Annotated in this window: 18 protein-coding genes; 10 read left to right on the top strand and 8 right to left on the bottom strand. The window is 71.6% G+C overall.

Annotation, left to right across the window (positions count from 1 at the left end; all coding sequences use genetic code 11):
• Positions 1 to 84 precede the first annotated feature (84 nt).
• The gene (locus tag ACQKM2_RS29680) at positions 85 to 921 is read left to right on the top strand and encodes a polysaccharide deacetylase family protein (RefSeq protein WP_427715032.1); all 837 of its coding nucleotides are present in this window, start codon (positions 85 to 87) and stop codon (positions 919 to 921) included.
• A 113-nt stretch (positions 922 to 1,034) separates the two neighbouring features.
• Positions 1,035 to 1,355 (top strand): nuclear transport factor 2 family protein, encoded by a 321-nt coding sequence (locus tag ACQKM2_RS29675; RefSeq protein WP_427715030.1) that lies wholly within the window; start codon positions 1,035 to 1,037, stop codon positions 1,353 to 1,355.
• Positions 1,356 to 1,362: 7 nt separating this feature from the next.
• On the opposite strand, the gene ACQKM2_RS29670 is transcribed toward ACQKM2_RS29675, so the two are convergent.
• Positions 1,363 to 2,490, bottom strand: a complete 1,128-nt coding sequence (locus ACQKM2_RS29670) for a serine hydrolase domain-containing protein (RefSeq protein ID WP_427715029.1) — start codon at positions 2,488 to 2,490, stop codon at positions 1,363 to 1,365.
• Between the two features lie 186 nt (positions 2,491 to 2,676).
• On the opposite strand from ACQKM2_RS29670, the gene ACQKM2_RS29665 reads away from it, so the two are divergent.
• On the top strand, positions 2,677 to 3,300 hold the full coding sequence (locus ACQKM2_RS29665) for a hypothetical protein (RefSeq protein WP_427715027.1): 624 nt from the start codon (positions 2,677 to 2,679) through the stop codon (positions 3,298 to 3,300).
• A gap of 178 nt (positions 3,301 to 3,478) precedes the next feature.
• Here the strand turns inward: ACQKM2_RS29665 and ACQKM2_RS29660 are convergent, their stop codons facing one another.
• The 3 genes from ACQKM2_RS29660 to ACQKM2_RS29650 form a co-directional block, all read right to left on the bottom strand.
• Positions 3,479 to 4,774: an extracellular solute-binding protein gene (locus tag ACQKM2_RS29660; RefSeq protein WP_427715096.1), complete on the bottom strand. Its 1,296-nt coding sequence runs from the start codon at positions 4,772 to 4,774 to the stop codon at positions 3,479 to 3,481.
• A gap of 309 nt (positions 4,775 to 5,083) precedes the next feature.
• Complete coding sequence (locus tag ACQKM2_RS29655) at positions 5,084 to 5,701, bottom strand: SMI1/KNR4 family protein (RefSeq protein WP_007266244.1); 618 nt, start codon at positions 5,699 to 5,701, stop codon at positions 5,084 to 5,086.
• A gap of 36 nt (positions 5,702 to 5,737) precedes the next feature.
• The gene (locus tag ACQKM2_RS29650) at positions 5,738 to 6,109 is read right to left on the bottom strand and encodes a DUF192 domain-containing protein (protein WP_427715026.1); all 372 of its coding nucleotides are present in this window, start codon (positions 6,107 to 6,109) and stop codon (positions 5,738 to 5,740) included.
• A gap of 447 nt (positions 6,110 to 6,556) precedes the next feature.
• Between ACQKM2_RS29650 and ACQKM2_RS29645 the strand changes: the two genes are divergently transcribed.
• On the top strand, positions 6,557 to 7,252 hold the full coding sequence (locus tag ACQKM2_RS29645; protein WP_427715024.1) for a prepilin peptidase: 696 nt from the start codon (positions 6,557 to 6,559) through the stop codon (positions 7,250 to 7,252).
• A gap of 131 nt (positions 7,253 to 7,383) precedes the next feature.
• Here the strand turns inward: ACQKM2_RS29645 and mgrA are convergent, their stop codons facing one another.
• Complete coding sequence (gene mgrA / locus ACQKM2_RS29640; RefSeq protein ID WP_427715022.1) at positions 7,384 to 8,421, bottom strand: L-glyceraldehyde 3-phosphate reductase; 1,038 nt, start codon at positions 8,419 to 8,421, stop codon at positions 7,384 to 7,386.
• 127 nt (positions 8,422 to 8,548) lie between these two features.
• Between mgrA and ACQKM2_RS29635 the strand changes: the two genes are divergently transcribed.
• From ACQKM2_RS29635 to ACQKM2_RS29615, 5 genes are all read left to right on the top strand, one after another.
• Entirely contained in the window at positions 8,549 to 9,310 is a 762-nt protein-coding gene (locus tag ACQKM2_RS29635; protein ID WP_362466965.1) for an isoprenyl transferase, read from the top strand.
• 306 nt (positions 9,311 to 9,616) lie between these two features.
• A complete protein-coding gene (locus tag ACQKM2_RS29630; protein ID WP_427715019.1) occupies positions 9,617 to 10,933 on the top strand; it encodes a PhoH family protein in 1,317 nt (438 codons plus the stop codon).
• 414 nt (positions 10,934 to 11,347) lie between these two features.
• Complete coding sequence (locus ACQKM2_RS29625; protein ID WP_427715017.1) at positions 11,348 to 12,067, top strand: transglycosylase SLT domain-containing protein; 720 nt, start codon at positions 11,348 to 11,350, stop codon at positions 12,065 to 12,067.
• Positions 12,068 to 12,184: 117 nt separating this feature from the next.
• Entirely contained in the window at positions 12,185 to 13,588 is a 1,404-nt protein-coding gene (locus ACQKM2_RS29620; protein ID WP_427715016.1) for an AI-2E family transporter, read from the top strand.
• Positions 13,572 to 14,261, top strand: coding sequence for a hypothetical protein (locus tag ACQKM2_RS29615; RefSeq protein WP_427715014.1), 690 nt, complete (start codon positions 13,572 to 13,574; stop codon positions 14,259 to 14,261). Before ACQKM2_RS29620 ends, ACQKM2_RS29615 begins: the two co-directional genes overlap by 17 nt.
• A gap of 77 nt (positions 14,262 to 14,338) precedes the next feature.
• Here ACQKM2_RS29615 and ACQKM2_RS29610 read toward each other — a convergent pair whose 3' ends face one another.
• The 3 genes from ACQKM2_RS29610 to ACQKM2_RS29600 form a co-directional block, all read right to left on the bottom strand.
• Positions 14,339 to 14,878 (bottom strand): alkyl hydroperoxide reductase, encoded by a 540-nt coding sequence (locus tag ACQKM2_RS29610; protein WP_125601103.1) that lies wholly within the window; start codon positions 14,876 to 14,878, stop codon positions 14,339 to 14,341.
• Between the two features lie 3 nt (positions 14,879 to 14,881).
• The gene (locus ACQKM2_RS29605) at positions 14,882 to 15,436 is read right to left on the bottom strand and encodes a peroxiredoxin (protein ID WP_401244525.1); all 555 of its coding nucleotides are present in this window, start codon (positions 15,434 to 15,436) and stop codon (positions 14,882 to 14,884) included.
• 144 nt (positions 15,437 to 15,580) lie between these two features.
• The gene (locus ACQKM2_RS29600; protein ID WP_427715012.1) at positions 15,581 to 15,910 is read right to left on the bottom strand and encodes a hypothetical protein; all 330 of its coding nucleotides are present in this window, start codon (positions 15,908 to 15,910) and stop codon (positions 15,581 to 15,583) included.
• Positions 15,911 to 16,034: 124 nt separating this feature from the next.
• Here ACQKM2_RS29600 and ACQKM2_RS29595 point away from each other — a divergent pair, with 124 nt between their 5' ends.
• Positions 16,035 to 16,982 (top strand): hydrogen peroxide-inducible genes activator, encoded by a 948-nt coding sequence (locus tag ACQKM2_RS29595; RefSeq protein WP_427715010.1) that lies wholly within the window; start codon positions 16,035 to 16,037, stop codon positions 16,980 to 16,982.
• Positions 16,983 to 16,991: the final 9 nt, after the last annotated feature.

Below are 16,991 nucleotides of genomic sequence, written 5' to 3'. Positions count from 1 at the left end.
GATAAAGGACTAAACCCCTTATTACCTGGAATTTATGGGGCAATTAAGGGGAACCTTCTCAGGTTCGAAGGCGTCCTGATCCACATGACGCGCACGCAGAAGCACAGCCTCCGAGCCCGGATAGCCGTCGCCGCCTCGGCCGCGGCCGTCGCCGCCACCATCTGGGGGGTCACGACCCTGGTCCCCACCGGCGAGGACCACCCCGCTCCCCGCCATGACAACGCGTCACGTCAGAGCGGCGCGCCGGAAGACGGGAAGCCGGGCGGCGCGGGCACGCCCCCCACCCCCTCCTCCGGCGTCCCGGACACCATCGCCCACGCCTCCGAGGCCGGGGGCGACGCCGTCAACATCACCATCGACGACGGCCCCGACCCCCGCTGGACCCCGCAGGTCCTGAAGGTGCTGGCCGAGCACGACGTCAAGGCCGTCTTCTGCATGATCGGCCCCCAGGCCAAGGCCCACCCCGACCTGGTCAAGAAGGTCGTCGCGGCCGGCCACCGGCTCTGCGACCACTCCATGGACCACGACACGTCCATGGACAAGAAGCCCGTCGCCTACCAGCAGGCCCAGATCCTCGACGCGAAGAAGCTGATCGAGGAAGCCGCCGGCGGCGGCGCCAAGGTCGAGTACTACCGCGCCCCCGGCGGGGCCTTCACCCCCGACAGCCGCAGGATCGCCGCCGCGGGCGGCATGCGCCCGCTCGGCTGGAACGTCGACACCAAGGACTTCGGCAAGCCCGGCACCGCCGCCATCGTCGACGCCGTCAAGCGCGAGATCGGCAACGGCCCCACCATCCTCTTCCACGACGGCGGCGGCGACCGCAAGCAGACCGTCGCCGCCCTCGACCAGGTCCTGACCTGGCTGGAGGAGCAGGGCCGGCCCACCGGCTTCCCCGTGCGCACCGCCCCCGACCCCTCCTGACACGCCGCCGGGCGGCGAACGGGTGAGGGTCGGCCGCCCGGCCCCGCCGGGGGTGTTCCCTGGTCGCGCGCGCAGCACAGGACGCACGACCACGCACACGACCGGGAGACCCCATGATCAAGCCGGACCAGCTCACCGACCCCGCCGTCCGGGCCTTCGTCACCGCCGTCAACGCGGGCGACCAGGAGGCCTTCCGGGCCGTCCTGACCCCCGGCGCGACCATGTCCGACGACGGTTCCGACCGGGATCTGACCGACTGGACGGACCGTGAGATCTTCTCCTCCCGCGGCCACATGTCGGTCGAGAAGCAGACCGACGACGGCCGGTCCCTCGTCGTCTCCTACCGCAACGACACCTGGGGCGAGATGCGCACCGCCTGGCGGTTCACCGTCTCCGACGGCCACATCAGCCGCTTCGAGACCGGCCAGGCCTGAGCCACTCCTAGAGCCCCCGGGCCACCTTCAGCACCGCCGCCGTCAGGCGCCCGTTCTCCGGGGCCAGCCCGCCCGGGAAGCCGAAGCGGCGGCGCGTGTACCCGTACGCGATCCCCGTGACCGGGTCGGCGAAGCCGTTGCCGCCCGCCGCGCCGCAGTGCCCGAAGGCCTCCGGGCCCACCGCGGGCTGGGTCTCGAAGCCCAGCCCGAAGTGGTCCGCCTCCGAGGTCACCCGGTCCTGGCCCGGCGTGTGCAGCCGCGCCACGTCGGCCACCGTCGCGGGCTCCAGCAGCGCGGGCCGGCCGTCCAGCCCGCTGATGGCCGCCGCGTACAGGGCGGCCACCCCGCGCGCCGTACCGCTGCCGCCGGCCGAGGCCGGGCCGAGGGCCTTGACCTTCGGGTGGTTGGCGTACGCGACGATGTCCATCGGCGGCTCGTGGTGCCAGTTGAAGGCCGTCCTCATCAGCTCGGGCAGCGGCCCGCCCGCCGCGAGCAGCTCCAGCTGCGCGGGCGTGGGCAGCATCTCCAGGACCGGCTTCCAGCGGCCCTCCAGCTCCGCCGGCAGCCCCATGTACAGGTCCAGCCCGTACGGCGCCCGCACCCGCTCCTCGTAGACCTCCTGCAGCGAGCGGCCCGTCACCCGCCGCACCACCTCGCCCGTCAGCGCACCGATCACGAACGCGTGGTAGCCGTACGCCGTGCCGGGCTCCCAGTACGGCTCCTGCGCCGCCAGCCGGGCCGCGAGGAACGCGTCGTCCGCGATCTCCTCGTACGAGAAGCCCTCGCCGGTGCTGATCAGCCCGGAGCCGTGCGCGACGAGCTGCCGCACCGTCAGCCGCTCCTTGCCGTGGCCGGTGAATTCCGGCCAGTACGCCGACACCGGACGCTCCAGGTCCAGCACGCCCTCCTGCGTCAGCAGCGCCACGACGAGGTGCGCGGCACCCTTGGTGAGGGAGAAGACCCCGCTCAGGGTGGCCCCGTCGGTGTCCTCGCCGCCCCACAGGTCCACCACGGTCCGCCCGTGGTGGCGCACCGCGAGCTGGGCCTCCGGAGGGTTCGGCTCCGAGGCCACGAACGCCTCGAACTCCTCCCGCACCGTCTCCCAGCCCGCCGCGACCGTTCCATCAACCGTCATGCCCATGCCATCCCCCGTGGTCGTGCGGGGACCGTTTCCCCGTCCGGGCACAGAGAACCAGAGGCGTCCGCGGCGCATTCCGGCCAGGAACGGAATCTGTCACCTGTGCGTCCGCCGCCCGCTCCGTACGGGTGAACGCGCGCACGGCGTCGTTCCGGCCCGCCGCGGGGGCCCGTTGGGCCGGGCATGAAGCGCACTCGTACCGCAGCCCTCGCCCTCGCCGCGGCAGCCGCGGCCGTGGCCCCCGCCCTCGGCCAGGCGCCCGCCACGGCCGCACCGGGCACCGGATACCTCCAGGACCCGGCCGGGGGCGAGCACGAGATGAAGTCCCTGTGGACCAAGGACCAGAAGCACAAGCTGCAGGGCCAGGTCCGCTTCCACCCGGGCATCCAGTACGGGACGGTCACCCGCCCGTCGCACCCCCACGACCCGAGGAGCGAGCGCCAGGTCGCCGACCCGGACACGCTGGCCTGGGAACCCTCGTACGAGTTCGCGTGGGCGGTGTCCGACGTCCTGGTGAACAAGGGCCTGACCACCAAGAACGGCACCCACCCGATCGTCGTGCACGCCGTGCTGCGCGACGCGAAGGGGGTCGCGCGGGCGGAGGTGGAGCGGAAGCTGACGGGGCAGCCGGCGACGGGGCGTCAGAAGGTCCCGGGCGGCAGGAGGATCGCGTGCGACACCGGCGAGTACACGGTGGAGTGGTCGGTCACGCGCACCCACTACGGGACGCTGACGGGCAGCCTGCGCTGGGACTCCGGCTGCGAGCGGTACCGCAAGGCGTTCTCCGCGGAGAACGGCCGGGCGTAGCGGGAGGCGGCGGTGCCGGGGCGGCGGAGGAGGGGGAGGGGGAGGCCTGCCGCCCCGCGCACCTTGTGGGTGCCCGGCGGGCGACTGGGCCACGGCCTTGGATCAAGTGCCGACAGCCATTCTGCCGTACGGGATGGGGTCCGGCAGGGAGGCGAAGGTCCCTTGTCGCGGGGGACTTTCAGCGCTTCTTCTTCGAGGCGGCGCTCGCCTTCGCGGCGATCTCCTCCAGGACGGCCTTCGGGTTGGCGCCCGGTTCCAGGGCCCGCCCGATGTTGCGCTTGATGGTGTCGCTGACCGACACCCAGGCCGGGTCGTTGACCGGGTAGAGCTGGGCGCCGCGCAAGGCGGTCAGGAACTGCTCGTCGTTCTTGTCGAGGCCGCCGCCCGAGGGGGTGCGGGAGGCCGTGACGGTCGAGGGCAGCAGGTGGTAGCGGCCCGCGAAGTCCGACAGGTTCTTGTCCTGGTAGACGAAGTCCAGGAACTTGCCGATCTCCTCGCCCTTGCCGTTCTGCTTGAAGGCCATCATCCAGTCGGCCACGCCCACGGTCGGCGGCTTCTCGCCGGTGCCCAGGGAGTCCGAGACCGGCATGGCCACGGCGCCGACGGTGATGCCCTTGGCGCGCGCCTCGTGGGAGAGGGACGGGTAGCCGTTGAGCATGCCGACCTCACCGCGCAGGAACGCGTCGAAGGCGTCGGCGCGGTTCAGCTGCGCGGGCGGGGTCGGGCCGGTCAGCCCGGGGCCGACCAGCTTGGTCTGGAGCCATTTGAAGGTCTCGACGTTCTGGTCCGAGGCCAGGCTGTAGTTGCCGCTGCTGTCGGCGTAGCCGCCGCCGTTGGACAGCTCCCAGATCATCGCCTCCGCGTGCGCCTCCTCGGGGCCCAGCGGCAGCGCGTACGGGTACTTCACGCCCTTCGCCTTGAGCGCCTTGGCGGCGGACTCCAGGTCCCCCCAGGTCTTCGGCTGCCAGGTGGGCGAGCCGTCCTTGGCGGTGAGGCCGGCGTCCGCGAACAGCTTGGTGTTGTAGAAGAGCAGACGGCTGCTCGCCACGAAGGGCAGGCCGTAGAGGGTGTTCCCGACCGATCCGGCCTCGGCGAGGGGCTGGAGGAAGTTAGCCTCGGCGCTGATCGAGAGCAGCTCCTCCGCGGAATACAGCTTGCCCTGGGCGGCGAAGTCCGAGTACGAGCCCATGAGCGCCATGTCCGGCGCCTTGCCGGCGCTGACCATTTTGGAGACCTCGCGGTCGATGTTGGCCCACGGGAGGAGCGTGACCTCGACCTTGATGCCGGGGTTGGTCTTGGTGAAATCGGCCGTCACCTTGTCCCAGAAAGCCTTGGAACTGGTGGCGGGAGTGGTGCCGTATTCGGCCGCGACCAGTTGCAACGCGTCACCGCCGCTGCCGCCGGAGGAACTTCCGCAGCCCGACAGCGGTATCAGCAGACCGAACGCGGCAGCCGTGGCGGCCGCGCCGAACATTCTTCTTCGCACGGGTGGATACCCCTGATTTTCTTTTGATTCCCGTTATTACTTATGAGTTGCTCCGGGCTGGGGTGTCCCGCCGTGGCCCGTCTGGCCGGAATTCTCTCCCGAGGGCGGTCGGCTTGAATGCATTGGGTGGGCACTTGTGTTCAATGCTCCAATCACGGGATTTCGGAATTGTGTTTTCCGATATGGGTACGGGATATGCGACGCGCGTAGACATGCCGAAAAGCCCGTTTCCGGTGGGGAAACGGGCTGGGTGTGATTTTCGGGCGCGGTCGGTCGGCCGACCGGTCGGGCGGGCGTCTAGTCGGCGAACTCGCCCGCGTAGGGGTCCGGCTCGCCCGTCTCGGGGTTGCGGCCCTCCTGCCAGCGGCGCTGGGCCTTGCGCCAGTGGACGAAGCTGAGGTGCCCGGCGTCCCAGAAGGTGATGCTCACGGGGCTCACGTCGAACTCGTCGGAGCAGAGCCGCAGCAGGAACTCGGCCATGCCGTACGGGTGGACGGCGAAGGCGTCGGCGGTGTGCCGGCCGGCGACCAGCACCGGCCAGCGGTCCGGGTCCGGGTCGGTTGTGAGCCAGCACAGGATGTCCGACCCGCCGGTGACCCCCCAGGCGATGATCGACTCCGGGTCCACGTCGAAGGCGGCCCGGCCGCCCCCGGCCTCCCAGAGCTGCCGCGCGTTGGCGGTCTCCTCGGCCATCTCGGCCGGGTCCCACTGGAGCCCGGGCTTGGGCAGCGGCAGCAGCACGCTGGCCTCGCCGTTGATGGACCCGGCCCCGTAACGCCCCATGAACGCCACGAAGTCGGAGGGGAAGCGGGTGCCCCAGACGGCCTCGGCCGCCTGCCAGTCGATGTCCTCGTCGGCGCCGTGCGTCGCCGGCATGATCTGCTCCAGCGCCTTGATCCGCGCGTTCTCCGTCATGCCGCTCCCCTGAGACCCCAGCCCAACCGCCCCAACCTACCGCCCCGCGCCCGGAGGTCCACCCGCCGAGACGGCCACCGTGCCTCCCGTCGTGAGGCCCCAGCGGGCCATGGCCCCCGCCTCGGCCTCCAGCACGTGCCGGGAGCGGAGCCGGGGCAGGCCGAGGCGGCCCGGGGGCATCGTGGTCAGCGCGATCACGCGCATCCGGCGGTCGAGGTAGGCCACGTCGATCGGGAACCGCATCCGGAAGGTGTGCACGCTCCCGGCCGGCGTCAGCAGCAGCGCCCCCTCGACGCCGTCGCGGCCGAGGAGGCCGCGGGTGCGGGCCCGGTAGGAGGCGGCGACCTCCAGGGGGACCGCGGTGGTGCCGATGAGGAGGGTGCCGGTGCCGTCCTGCCATTCCGCCATGCGGTCACCCTAGAGCGGGAGCCGGGCCTGCCGCTGCGCGGGGCTGTCCCCTACCCGCCCCTCTCCCGCTCACCGGGGGCTCCGCCCCCGGACCCCCGCGCCTCAAACGCCGGCGGGGCTGGATTTTGCCGCTGCGCGGCAATTCCAGCCCGCGCTGGGGGCACCTCCCAGCGGTAGCTGGGGGAGTTTGAGCGCACCGGGCGCGGAGCGCGCGTACGGGGTCCGGGGCGGAGCCCCGGGGTCTTCCAGCCCCGCCGGCGTTTGAGGCGCGGGTCCGGGCAGCGCCCGGGGAACGGCGGAAGTGGGGGTCCCCCCGGACGGAGTCTGGGGGAGGGTAGGGGACCAGCCCCGCGCAGCGGCCCGGACCCCGGGAAGCGGGCCGGCGAATGGGGCGGAAGGGGCCCTGGGGCCCATGCTCGCGGCGGCGCGGGCGTCTAGCTTCGGCGGATGGGCGCACTCGTGATCACCGCCGCCGCCGCGTACGGCGCCACCGCCGGCCTGGCGCTGCCCCGCGCCGCGTACCGCCTCTCGGTGCCCCCGGGCGAGCCCTGGCGCGGTCACGCCCCGAGCGGGTGGCGGGGCTGGCTCGGGCCCGCCCCGGGGCGCGGGGGCCGGCTGGGCCCCGCCCTCCTGACCGCCGCCCCCTGCGCGGCCATCGCGGCGGCCGCCGGCCCCCGCCCGGAGACGGCGGTGTTCGTCGTCCTCGCGCCCGTGCTGGTGCTGCTGTCCCTCGTCGACCTCGCCGTGCACCGGCTGCCCGACGTGCTGACCCTCCCGCTGGCCGCGGCCTGCGCCGCCCTGCTCGGCGGCGCCGCGCTGCTGCCCGGCGCCGCCGGGTCCTGGCGGCTCGCGCTGCTGGGCGGGCTCGCGCTCGGGGCCTCGTACCTCGTGCTGTTCCTGATCAACCCCGCCGGGATGGGACTGGGGGACGTCAAGCTGGCGCTCGTCCTGGGGGTCGCTCTTGGGTGGTACGGGTGGGGGGTATGGGCGGCCGGGGCGTTCCTGGGGCTGCTCTACGGCGCCGTGTACGGCCTCGGCCTGCTGCTGAGCGGCCGCGCGGGCCGTGAGCAGGGGTTCGCGTTCGGCCCCTTCATGGCCGCCGGAGCCCTCACCGGAGTGCTGCTGGGCGGATTCGGAGCGTAATCGTTTTGCGGCAATGCACGCAGGACGCTTTACGAAGGGTTATGGTGGAACCCCCCCCTCGGGCCGGTCCGTATCCCCCCCACGGACCGGCCCGTTTTTCGTTCCACCCGCCCTCAGGGCAAAAGCGCAGGTCAGCCGCGCTGGGCCCAGATGTTGGTGCCGGGGGTGGACACCGCGAAGGAGTCGATCTCCTTCAGCTCCTGCTCCGTGAGCGGCGCACCGGCCAGCGCGGCCACGTTCTCCTCCAGCTGCTTCACGCTCGACGCGCCGATCAGCGCGGAGGTCATCCGCTCGTCGCGCAGCACCCAGGTCAGCGCCAGCTGGGCCAGCGACTGGCCGCGGCGGGCCGCGATGTCGTTCAGGCCGTGCAGGCGGCGGACCACGTCCTCGGACAGCAGCGCGGGGTTCAGGGACTTGCCCGCGGCCGCCCGGGAGTCCTCCGGGATGCCCTGGAGGTACTTGCCGGTGAGCATGCCCTGCGCGAGCGGCGCGAAGGAGATGCAGCCCATGCCGGCCTCCTCCAGGGTGTCCAGCAGCGCGTCCTCCTCCGTCCAGCGGTTGATCATGGAGTACGAGGGCTGGTGGATCAGCGGGCGCACGCCCATGTCCGTCAGGATCCGCGCGGCCTCGGCGGTCTGCGCCGCCGTGTACGAGGACACGCCGACGTACAGCGCCTTGCCCTGCTGGACCGCGGACGCGAGCGCGCCCATGGTCTCCTCCAGCGGGGTCTCCGGGTCGAAGCGGTGCGAGTAGAAGACGTCGACGTAGTCCACGCCCATCCGCTTCAGCGAGGCGTCGAGCGAGCCGAGGAGGTACTTGCGGCTGCCCCATTCGCCGTACGGGCCGGGGTGCATGAAGTAGCCGGCCTTGGTGGAGAGCACCAGCTCCTCGCGGTAGCGCGCGAAGTCCTGGGCGAAGATCTTTCCGAAGTTCAGCTCGGCGGAGCCGGGCGGCGGGCCGTAGTTGTTGGCCAGGTCGAAGTGGGTCACGCCGAGGTCGAAGGCGCGGCGCAGGATGGCGCGCTGGGACTCCAGGGACCGGTCGTCCCCGAAGTTGTGCCAGAGACCCAGGGAGATCGCGGGAAGCTTGAGGCCGCTGCGACCCGTGCGCCGGTAGGGCATGGAGTCGTAACGCGAGGGCTCTGCCCGATAGGGATTGTTATCAGTCACGTTGTCCTTGCTATCACGGACTTGTGACAGGCCGAGTTGGGTACCCGATCCCGACGCGCAGTAATGTGGCGGACTCGGGGGAGACCGCAATTGGCACGGGGGCATTGCACGGAGGGGCTCGAAGATCGTGAAGCTGCGCGACCTGGTGTACAGGCTCTATGCACGCCGGGTGGAAGGCCGCCTCGACCATGACGCGTCGCCCAAGCACATCGGCGTCATCCTGGACGGGAACCGGCGCTGGGCGAAGGCGTCCGGAGGCACGACGGAGCAGGGCCACCAGGCCGGCGCCGACAAGATCTCCGAGATGCTCGGCTGGTGCACCGAGACGGACGTCGAGGTCGTCACCCTGTGGATGCTCTCCACGGACAACCTGGACCGGCCGGAGGTCGAGCTCCGGCCGCTGCTCAACATCATCGAGAACACGGTCCGGGGCCTCGCCGAGGACGGCCGCTGGCGCGTCCACCACGTGGGCAACCTGGACATCCTGCCCGCGCAGACCCAGACGGTGCTGAAGGAGGCCGAGCAGGCCACCCACGACATCGACGGGATACTCGTCAACGTCGCCGTCGGGTACGGCGGCCGACAGGAGATCGCCGACGCTGTCCGCTCGCTCCTGCTGGAGCACGCCGAGAAGGGCACCTCCTTCGAGGAGCTCGCCGAGGTCCTGGACATCGACCACATCGCGGAGCACCTCTACACCCGCGGCCAGCCCGACCCCGACCTGGTGATCCGCACCAGCGGCGAGCAGCGGCTGTCCGGGTTCATGCTGTGGCAGAGCGCCCACTCGGAGTACTACTTCTGCGAGGTCTTCTGGCCGGCCTTCCGCAAGGTCGACTTCCTGCGCGCCCTGCGCGACTACGCCGCCCGCCACCGGCGCTACGGCACCTGACCGGAAGACACCCCCGCCCCCTCGGCCTCCCGCGAACCATTCACCAGGGGTTCACCGAGCGTCCGTCATATGCCATGGCATGGCACCGCACGTTCGAGGGCATAACCCTGGCAGGTCGACGCCCGATCCACGGGTGTCGAGTCTCAGCGGACGGCACAGGGCCGTCCGCCCGGGAGGCCCTTTGCACCAGGACGCGCGTGCGGTTCGCACGGACGGATTGGAGGGCCGGAACTCGGCCCTGGCATTGGCGCCGATGACCGGTCCGGTCTTCATGGCCCGACCTCTTCCGAGGGGGTACGTCCTTCCGTGGTGACCAGCACAAAGCGCCGCCTGCCCGACAGGCGGACCTACGTCCTCGACACCAGCGTCCTGCTGGCCGACCCCAACGCGTTCTCCCGCTTCGACGAGCACGAGGTCGTGCTCCCGATCGTGGTGATCACCGAGTTGGAGGCCAAGAGGCACCATCCCGAACTCGGCTACTTCGCCCGTCAGGCCCTGCGCCTGCTCGACGACTTCCGGGTCCGCTACGGTCGCCTCGACGCCCCCATCCCGCTGGGAGAGCTGGGCGGCACCCTGCGCGTCGAGCTCAACCACTCCGACCCCGGCGTCCTGCCGGCGGGCTTCCGGCTCGGGGACAACGACTCGCGGATCCTCGCGGTCGCCCGCAACCTCCAGGCCGAGGGCTACGACGTCACGGTCGTCTCGAAGGATCTCCCGCTGCGCATCAAGGCCTCCTCCGTGGGGCTGCTCGCCGAGGAGTACCGCGCGGAGCTCGCCATCACCGACGCCGGCTGGACCGGCATGAGCGAGCTCGCCCTGTCGGGGGAGCAGGTGGACCTCCTCTACTCCGAGGAGCGGCTCTACGTCCCGGAGGCCGCGGAACTGCCCGTGCACACCGGGCTGGTCCTCCAGTCCGAGCGCGGCAAGGCCCTGGGCCGGGTCACGGCCGACGGCAACGTGCGGCTCGTACGGGGGGACCGCGAGGCCTTCGGGCTGCACGGGCGCAGCGCCGAGCAGCGCATCGCCCTGGACCTGCTCCTCGACCCCGAGATCGGGATCATCTCGATGGGCGGCCGGGCCGGCACGGGGAAGTCGGCGCTGGCGCTGTGCGCGGGCCTGGAAGCGGTGCTGGAGCGGAGGCAGCACCAGAAGGTCATGGTCTTCCGCCCGCTGTACGCGGTCGGCGGCCAGGACCTCGGGTACCTGCCCGGAGACGCGGCCGAGAAGATGAGCCCCTGGGCGCAGGCGGTCTTCGACACCCTCTCGGCCGTCGCCGGGCGCGAGGTCATCGAGGAGGTGCTCGGGCGCGGGATGCTGGAGGTCCTGCCGCTCACGCACATCCGCGGCCGCTCGCTGCACGACGCGTTCGTCATCGTGGACGAGGCCCAGTCCCTGGAGCGCAACGTCCTGCTGACCGTTCTGTCCCGGATCGGGGCCAATTCGCGGGTCGTTCTCACCCACGACGTGGCCCAGCGCGACAATCTGCGCGTCGGCCGGTACGACGGAGTGGTCGCCGTCGTTGAGAAGCTGAAGGGGCATCCGCTCTTCGCCCACGTGACGCTGACCCGCTCCGAGCGCTCCCCGATCGCCGCACTGGTGACGGAGATGCTGGAGACCCTCTAGGAGGGAACGGGGTAAAACCCCCATAGCGGGACGGTCAGTTGGCGCCGCCCGGCAAAGGCCCAGGAGCCTAGCCGGGCGGCGCCCTGCTGCACAGCCGTTTTCCCGAATCACCGGCATCACGGCAGGTGTGACCTTTCACACGCAACGCGGAATTGCCTTGCGGCGTCGAGGTCCGGCAGAGTCTGGTTTCCGTCAGGCCCCGCATACGGCACATCTGTATCTCCGTTCGAGATACGCGCAGTACGAACAACTCCACAGCCGTTGTCCGTATGCCGCCCGGTACAGCCGGCAGCGCCCGCAAGGGAGTTGCCCACGGGCCAGTGTCTCCAGTGACCTCAACACCACGGAGACCAGTGTCGAGGGGGCACTCTTGCGACCGCGCGGTCACTGCGGACGCTGCTGGAAGGACACCGTGTGAGCCGGATCTCGGTCCGGGGGTTCGCAGTGGCTTCGGCCACCGCGGTCACCACCGTCGGCGCAGTCGTGGGCGTCGCCACTGGCGACGCCGCATCCAACGACATCGAGACGACCGCTTCCGGCGCGACTCTCCTCACCGACCTCCCGGTCGGCGAGCAGGCCCAGGTCCAGAGCGCCACCCTGGCGCAGCAGGCCGACACCATCGCCCACGCCGCCGACGCCGACGCCAAGCGCTCGGTGGAGGAGGCCGCCCGCATCCAGGCCGCCGAGGACGCCAAGTCCAAGAAGGCCGAGGCGGAGAAGGCCGAGAAGGCGAAGAAGGCCGAGGCCGACGCCAAGCTCAAGGAGCAGCGCGAGGGCGAGGGCGAGATCGCCAGCCGGTCCGCGGCCCGCGACGCCGGCGACTTCCCGGTCCAGGGCTCCTACACGGTCGCCCAGGTCAAGGACATCGCCCGGCAGCTGGTCCCGGCGGGCCAGTTCCAGTGCTTCTCGAACATCATCGACGCGGAGTCGACCTGGAACTACAAGGCCGTCAACTCCTCCTCGGGAGCCTACGGTCTGGTCCAGGCGCTCCCCGGTTCGAAGATGGCCTCGGCCGGCTCCGACTGGCGCACCAACCCGGCGACCCAGATCAAGTGGGGCCTGGGCTACATGAACGAGCGCTACGGCAGCCCGTGCAGCGCCTGGAGCTTCCACCAGGCCAACGACTGGTACTAGAGCCCTGACATAGGGCCCGCGTACAGCCTCGGGGAACCCCGCACCGTCCGACGGTGTGGGGTTCCTCGCGTGTACGGTCGTGCGAGGCGTCACCACTGGGCGGGGGAAAGGAACGACATGGCGAAGAGGGCAGGCTGGCTCGGCCGGCTCGGCAGCAGACTGAGCCGTATGGAGGCGGCCCTGGACGAACGGCGGGCCGAGGTCGAGGCCGAGGCCGCCGGCGAACCGCCGCTGCCCGCCTCGGCATCCGCCTCCGCATCCGCCTCCGCATCCGCATCCGCCTCAGCCTCCGTATCCGCCTCCGCCCCGTCGGCGGCGGCCCCGGGCGCCGTGGAGCCGGCCGGGCCCGCGGTGCCCCCGACGCCCGGGCGGCCCGACCCGGTGACCGTCATCCCGTGGGGGGTGCGGGTCGCCGCCGAGGCGAGCTGGCGGCTGCTGATGCTCGCCGGGATGCTCTGGGTCCTGATGAAGGTGATCAGCGAAGTCCGGCTGGTCGTCCTCGCCTTCGCCGCCGCCCTGCTCGTCACCGCGCTGCTCCAGCCGTTCGTGGTGCGGCTGCGCAGGCTCGGCCTGCCGCGCGGGCTCGCCACGGCCGTCACGGCGATCCTCGGCTTCGTCGTCATCGGCCTGGTGGGCTGGTTCGTGGTCTGGCAGGTCATGGAGAACCTCGACGACCTCTCCAACCGGCTCCGCGAGGGCATCAACGAGCTCAAGAGCTGGGCACTGGACAGTCCGTTCCACGTGACCGAGAAGCAGATCAACGACATCGCGAAGAACCTCAGCGAGACGATCGGCACCAACACCGAGGAGATCACCTCCGCCGGCCTCCAGGGCGTGACGGTCCTCGTCGAGGTGATGACGGGCATGCTGCTCGCGATGTTCTCGACGCTCTTCCTGCTCTACGACGGCAAGAAGATCTGGACCTGGGTGCTGGGCCTGGTCCCGGGCGCCGCCCGTCCCGGTGTCGCGGGCGCCGGTCCGCGCGCCTGGCGCACGCTGACCGCGTACGTGCGCGGCACGGTCCTCGTCGCGCTGATCGACGCCGTGTTCATCGGCCTCGGCCTGTACTTCCTCGACGTGACGATGGCCGTGCCGCTGGCCGTGTTCATCTTCCTGTTCGCCTTCATCCCGCTCGTCGGCGCCGTCATCTCCGGCGCGCTCGCCGTGGTCGTCGCGCTCGTGACGCAGGGGCCCGTCATCGCGCTCGCCGTGCTGGGCGTGGTGCTGGCGGTCCAGCAGATCGAGGGGCACGTGCTCCAGCCCTTCATCCTCGGCCGGGCCGTACGCGTCCACCCGCTCGCGGTGGTGCTCGCGGTGGCGGCCGGCGGGATGGTCGCGGGCATCGGCGGGGCCGTCGTCGCGGTGCCGCTGGTGGCCGTCACCAACACCGTGGTGGTCTACCTGAGGGCCTATTCGCGCGAGCGGCACCACGCCCTCGTCTCCGCCACCGGTCCGGGCCCGCACGGGGCCACGGCGGTGCGGGCCGCCGCGCTGGAGGCCGGGGATGATCAGCGAGCCTGAGCTCGACGGGGAGTGGACCGACGCCTCCCCGGCCGAACTCGCGGGCCCGCAGGAGCGGCCCGAGGGCCGGGAGAGGCCTCGCGGGCGCGCCCCCTGGCTCTGGGCCCTGGGCGGGGCCGTGCTGGCCTCCGCTGTCTGGGCGGGCGTACTGGTCGTGCAGGAACGTTCCGTCCCCGCCGGGCCGCCCATCGCGTACCGGCACAGCGAGCAGCTGTGCACGGAGACGCCGCTGAAGGCCGTCGGCGCAGTGACCGGGAGCCTGGGGGTAGGCATGCCGAGCCACGGAGAGAGCCCGGCGCTGGACTGGTCCCACTGCTTCTCCACCGGGGGCCGGGAGGACCGCCCCTTCACCCACGACGCGCAGGTGCAGGTCGAACTGCACAAGAAGACCGACCCGGACGCGGAGTTCGGGCACGGGCCCGGCAACAACCTGAACCTGAGGTCCCCCTCCGTGGAGCCCCAGCTGGTCCCCGGCCTCGGCGAGCGGGCGGTGTTCACCGGGGAGGATTCCGCACCCCGGCTCCAGGTGCTCGACGGCGGGGCCGTCCTCACCATCAGGGTCGAGTGGTGGCCGGGCGAGGACGGGAAGGGCGGCGACCTCGATGAGAACGCCGTCCAGGCGGCCATGGTCGAGGACATGCGCGCCCTGATGGACCGGCTGCGCAAGAAGTGACCCGCGAACGCGGCGTGCCCCCGCCGCCCGGAAGGGCGACGGGGGCACGGTGGCGCGTGGGGCACCCCTGGGGGTGACTACTCGGCGGCCAGGGCCGCTTCCGCGTCGAGGGTGACGGCCACGGCCTGGATCACCGAGGCGATCTTGAAGGCCTCCTGGACCGTCTCGCGGTCGACGCCCGCCTTGCGCAGGACCTGCTCGTGCGAGTCCAGGCACTGGCCGCAGCCGTTGATCGCGGAGACCGCGAGCGACCACAGCTCGAAGTCGACCTTCTCCACGCCCGGGTTGCCGATGACGTTCATCCGCAGGCCCGCGCGCAGCGTGCCGTACTCCGGGTCGGAGAGCAGGTGGCGCGTCCGGTAGAAGACGTTGTTCATCGCCATGACCGCGGCGGCGGACTTGGCGGCGTTGTACGCCTCCGGGGAGAGCGCGGCCTTGGCCTCCGGCTCCAGCTCACGCAGGACGCGCGGGGAGCGGGCGGCGATCGCACAGGACAGGACGGTGCCCCACAGCTGCTGCTGGGTCAGGGTGTCCTGGTTGCCGATGACCGAACCGAGGTTCAGCTTCAGGTCCTTGGCGAAGTCCGGTATGGCCGACTTCAGGGTGTCGAGGGACATCCGTCACTCACCGGCCAGCAGGGCGCCGGCGTTCAGGGTGTCCTCGCCCTTGTTCCAGTTGCAGGGGCACAGCTCGTCGGTCTGCAGGGCGTCGAGGACCCGCAGGACCTCCTTGGGGTTACGGCCCACGGAGCCGGCGGTCACCATGGCGAACTGGATCTCGTTGTTCGGGTCGACGATGAAGACCGCGCGCTTGGCGAAGCCGTCCTCGCCCTCGACGCCGCAGGCCTGCATCAGGTCGTGCTTGACGTCGGCCAGCATCGGGAAGGGCAGGTCACGCAGGTCGGCGTGGTCCTTGCGCCAGGCGTGGTGGACGTACTCGGAGTCACCGGAGACGCCGAGGATCTGCGCGTCGCGGTCCGCGAACTCGTCGTTCAGCTTGCCGAACGCGGCGATCTCGGTCGGGCAGACGAAGGTGAAGTCGGCAGGCCAGAAAAACACCACGCGCCACTTGCCCTCGTAGGACTTGTGGTCGATCTGCGCGAACTGCTTGTCGGCGTCGAGGGAGACGCAGGCGGTCAGATCGTAGGTGGGGAACTTGTCACCGACAGTGAGCACACTGACTCCTTGCAGAGCGGAAAGGGACCCTTTTGGGGGCTTTCCGAAGGGGTTGGACGGTCTCACATGCTGGCACAGTGACATTGATCGCGGAAATCGCAAAGGGTGGTCGCGGTGATCAGGATTCCCTATCAATGGGGTGGGTCAGCCGCCGCAGAACGTCTTGGCGGCCAGCGCGGCGCCATTGGCGTAGCCCCGCTGGTAGCCGGGGTCGAGCTCGCCCAGGTCCTTCGGCGGCTTCGCGCCGCAGTCGGCCTTCACCGCCTGGAACCCCTTCCTGAAGCCCTTGTCGTACTGGGCGTCCCCGTCCGAGGCGGCGGGCCCCTCGCCCTCCGCGGCCCGGGCGCCGGCCGCGACCGCACAGGGCACGGCCGCCGGCGCGCCCGGCAGGGCGCGGGCCGCCACCGCCGGACCCAGGAGCAGCGGGACGGCCGCCAGCGGGGTCAGGACGGCGGTCCGGAGCAGCCTGTTCATGATCGCCTCCCGGGCGCGGGCCCCGGCCGGGCCCTCCTCGCCCTGCCTCCACTCTCACGCGCCGCGGCGCGGCCCGCAGCGCACACGGCCTACGCTGGTGGCGGGTGATCGGAGGTACCTATCAGTGGCTGTCGGCAACAGGGGAGCGAAGCAGGCGACGCTCGCACAGCTGCGGGCGTTCGCCGCCGTCGCCGAACACCTGCACTTCCGGGACGCGGCCGCGTCGATCGGCATGAGCCAGCCCGCGCTCTCCGGCGCCGTCTCCGCGCTGGAGGAGGCCCTCGGCGTCCAGCTGCTGGAGCGCACCACCCGCAAGGTGCTGCTCTCCCCGGCCGGCGAGCGGATCGCGGCCCGGGCCCGCACGGTGCTCGACGCCATGGGCGGGCTGCTGGAGGAGGCCGAGGCCGTACGGGCCCCCTTCACCGGGATCATGCGGCTCGGGGTGATCCCCACGGTCGCCCCCTACCTGCTGCCGACCGTGCTCGGGCTGTTCCACCGGCGCTACCCCCGGATGGACCTCCAGGTGCACGAGGAGCAGACCTCCTCACTGCTGGAGGGACTGGCCGGCGGGCGGCTCGACCTGCTGCTGCTCGCGGTGCCGCTCGGCGTCCCCGGGGTCACCGAACTGCCCCTCTTCGACGAGGACTTCGTCCTGCTCGCACCCCGCGAGCACCCGCTCGCCGGGCGGCGCGACATCCCGCGCGGGGAACTGCGCGACCTGCGGCTGCTGCTGCTCGACGAGGGGCACTGCCTGCGCGACCAGGCCCTCGACATCTGCCGCGAGGCGGGCCGGTCCGACGGGGCCGCCGTCACCACGACCGCCGCCGGACTGTCCACCCTCGTACAACTGGTCGCCGGGGGACTGGGCGTGACCCTGTTGCCGCGCACCGCGCTGCGGCTGGAGACCGCGCGCAACGAGTACCTGGCCACCGGCTACTTCGCCGAGCCCGCGCCCTCGCGGCGGATCGCGCTGGCCATGCGGACGGGCACCGCCCGGCAGGAGGAGTTCCGGGCCATCGCCGCGGCGCTGCGCGAAGCCGTACGCCCGCTCCCGGTGTGGCCCGCGGAGTAGGACGTACGG

The organism is Streptomyces sp. NPDC004126 (assembly GCF_050275515.1).
Taxonomy (GTDB): domain Bacteria; phylum Actinomycetota; class Actinomycetes; order Streptomycetales; family Streptomycetaceae; genus Streptomyces.
The sequence above is the reverse complement of the archived record's forward strand: the minus strand, read 5'-3'. Positions and strand labels throughout refer to the sequence as shown.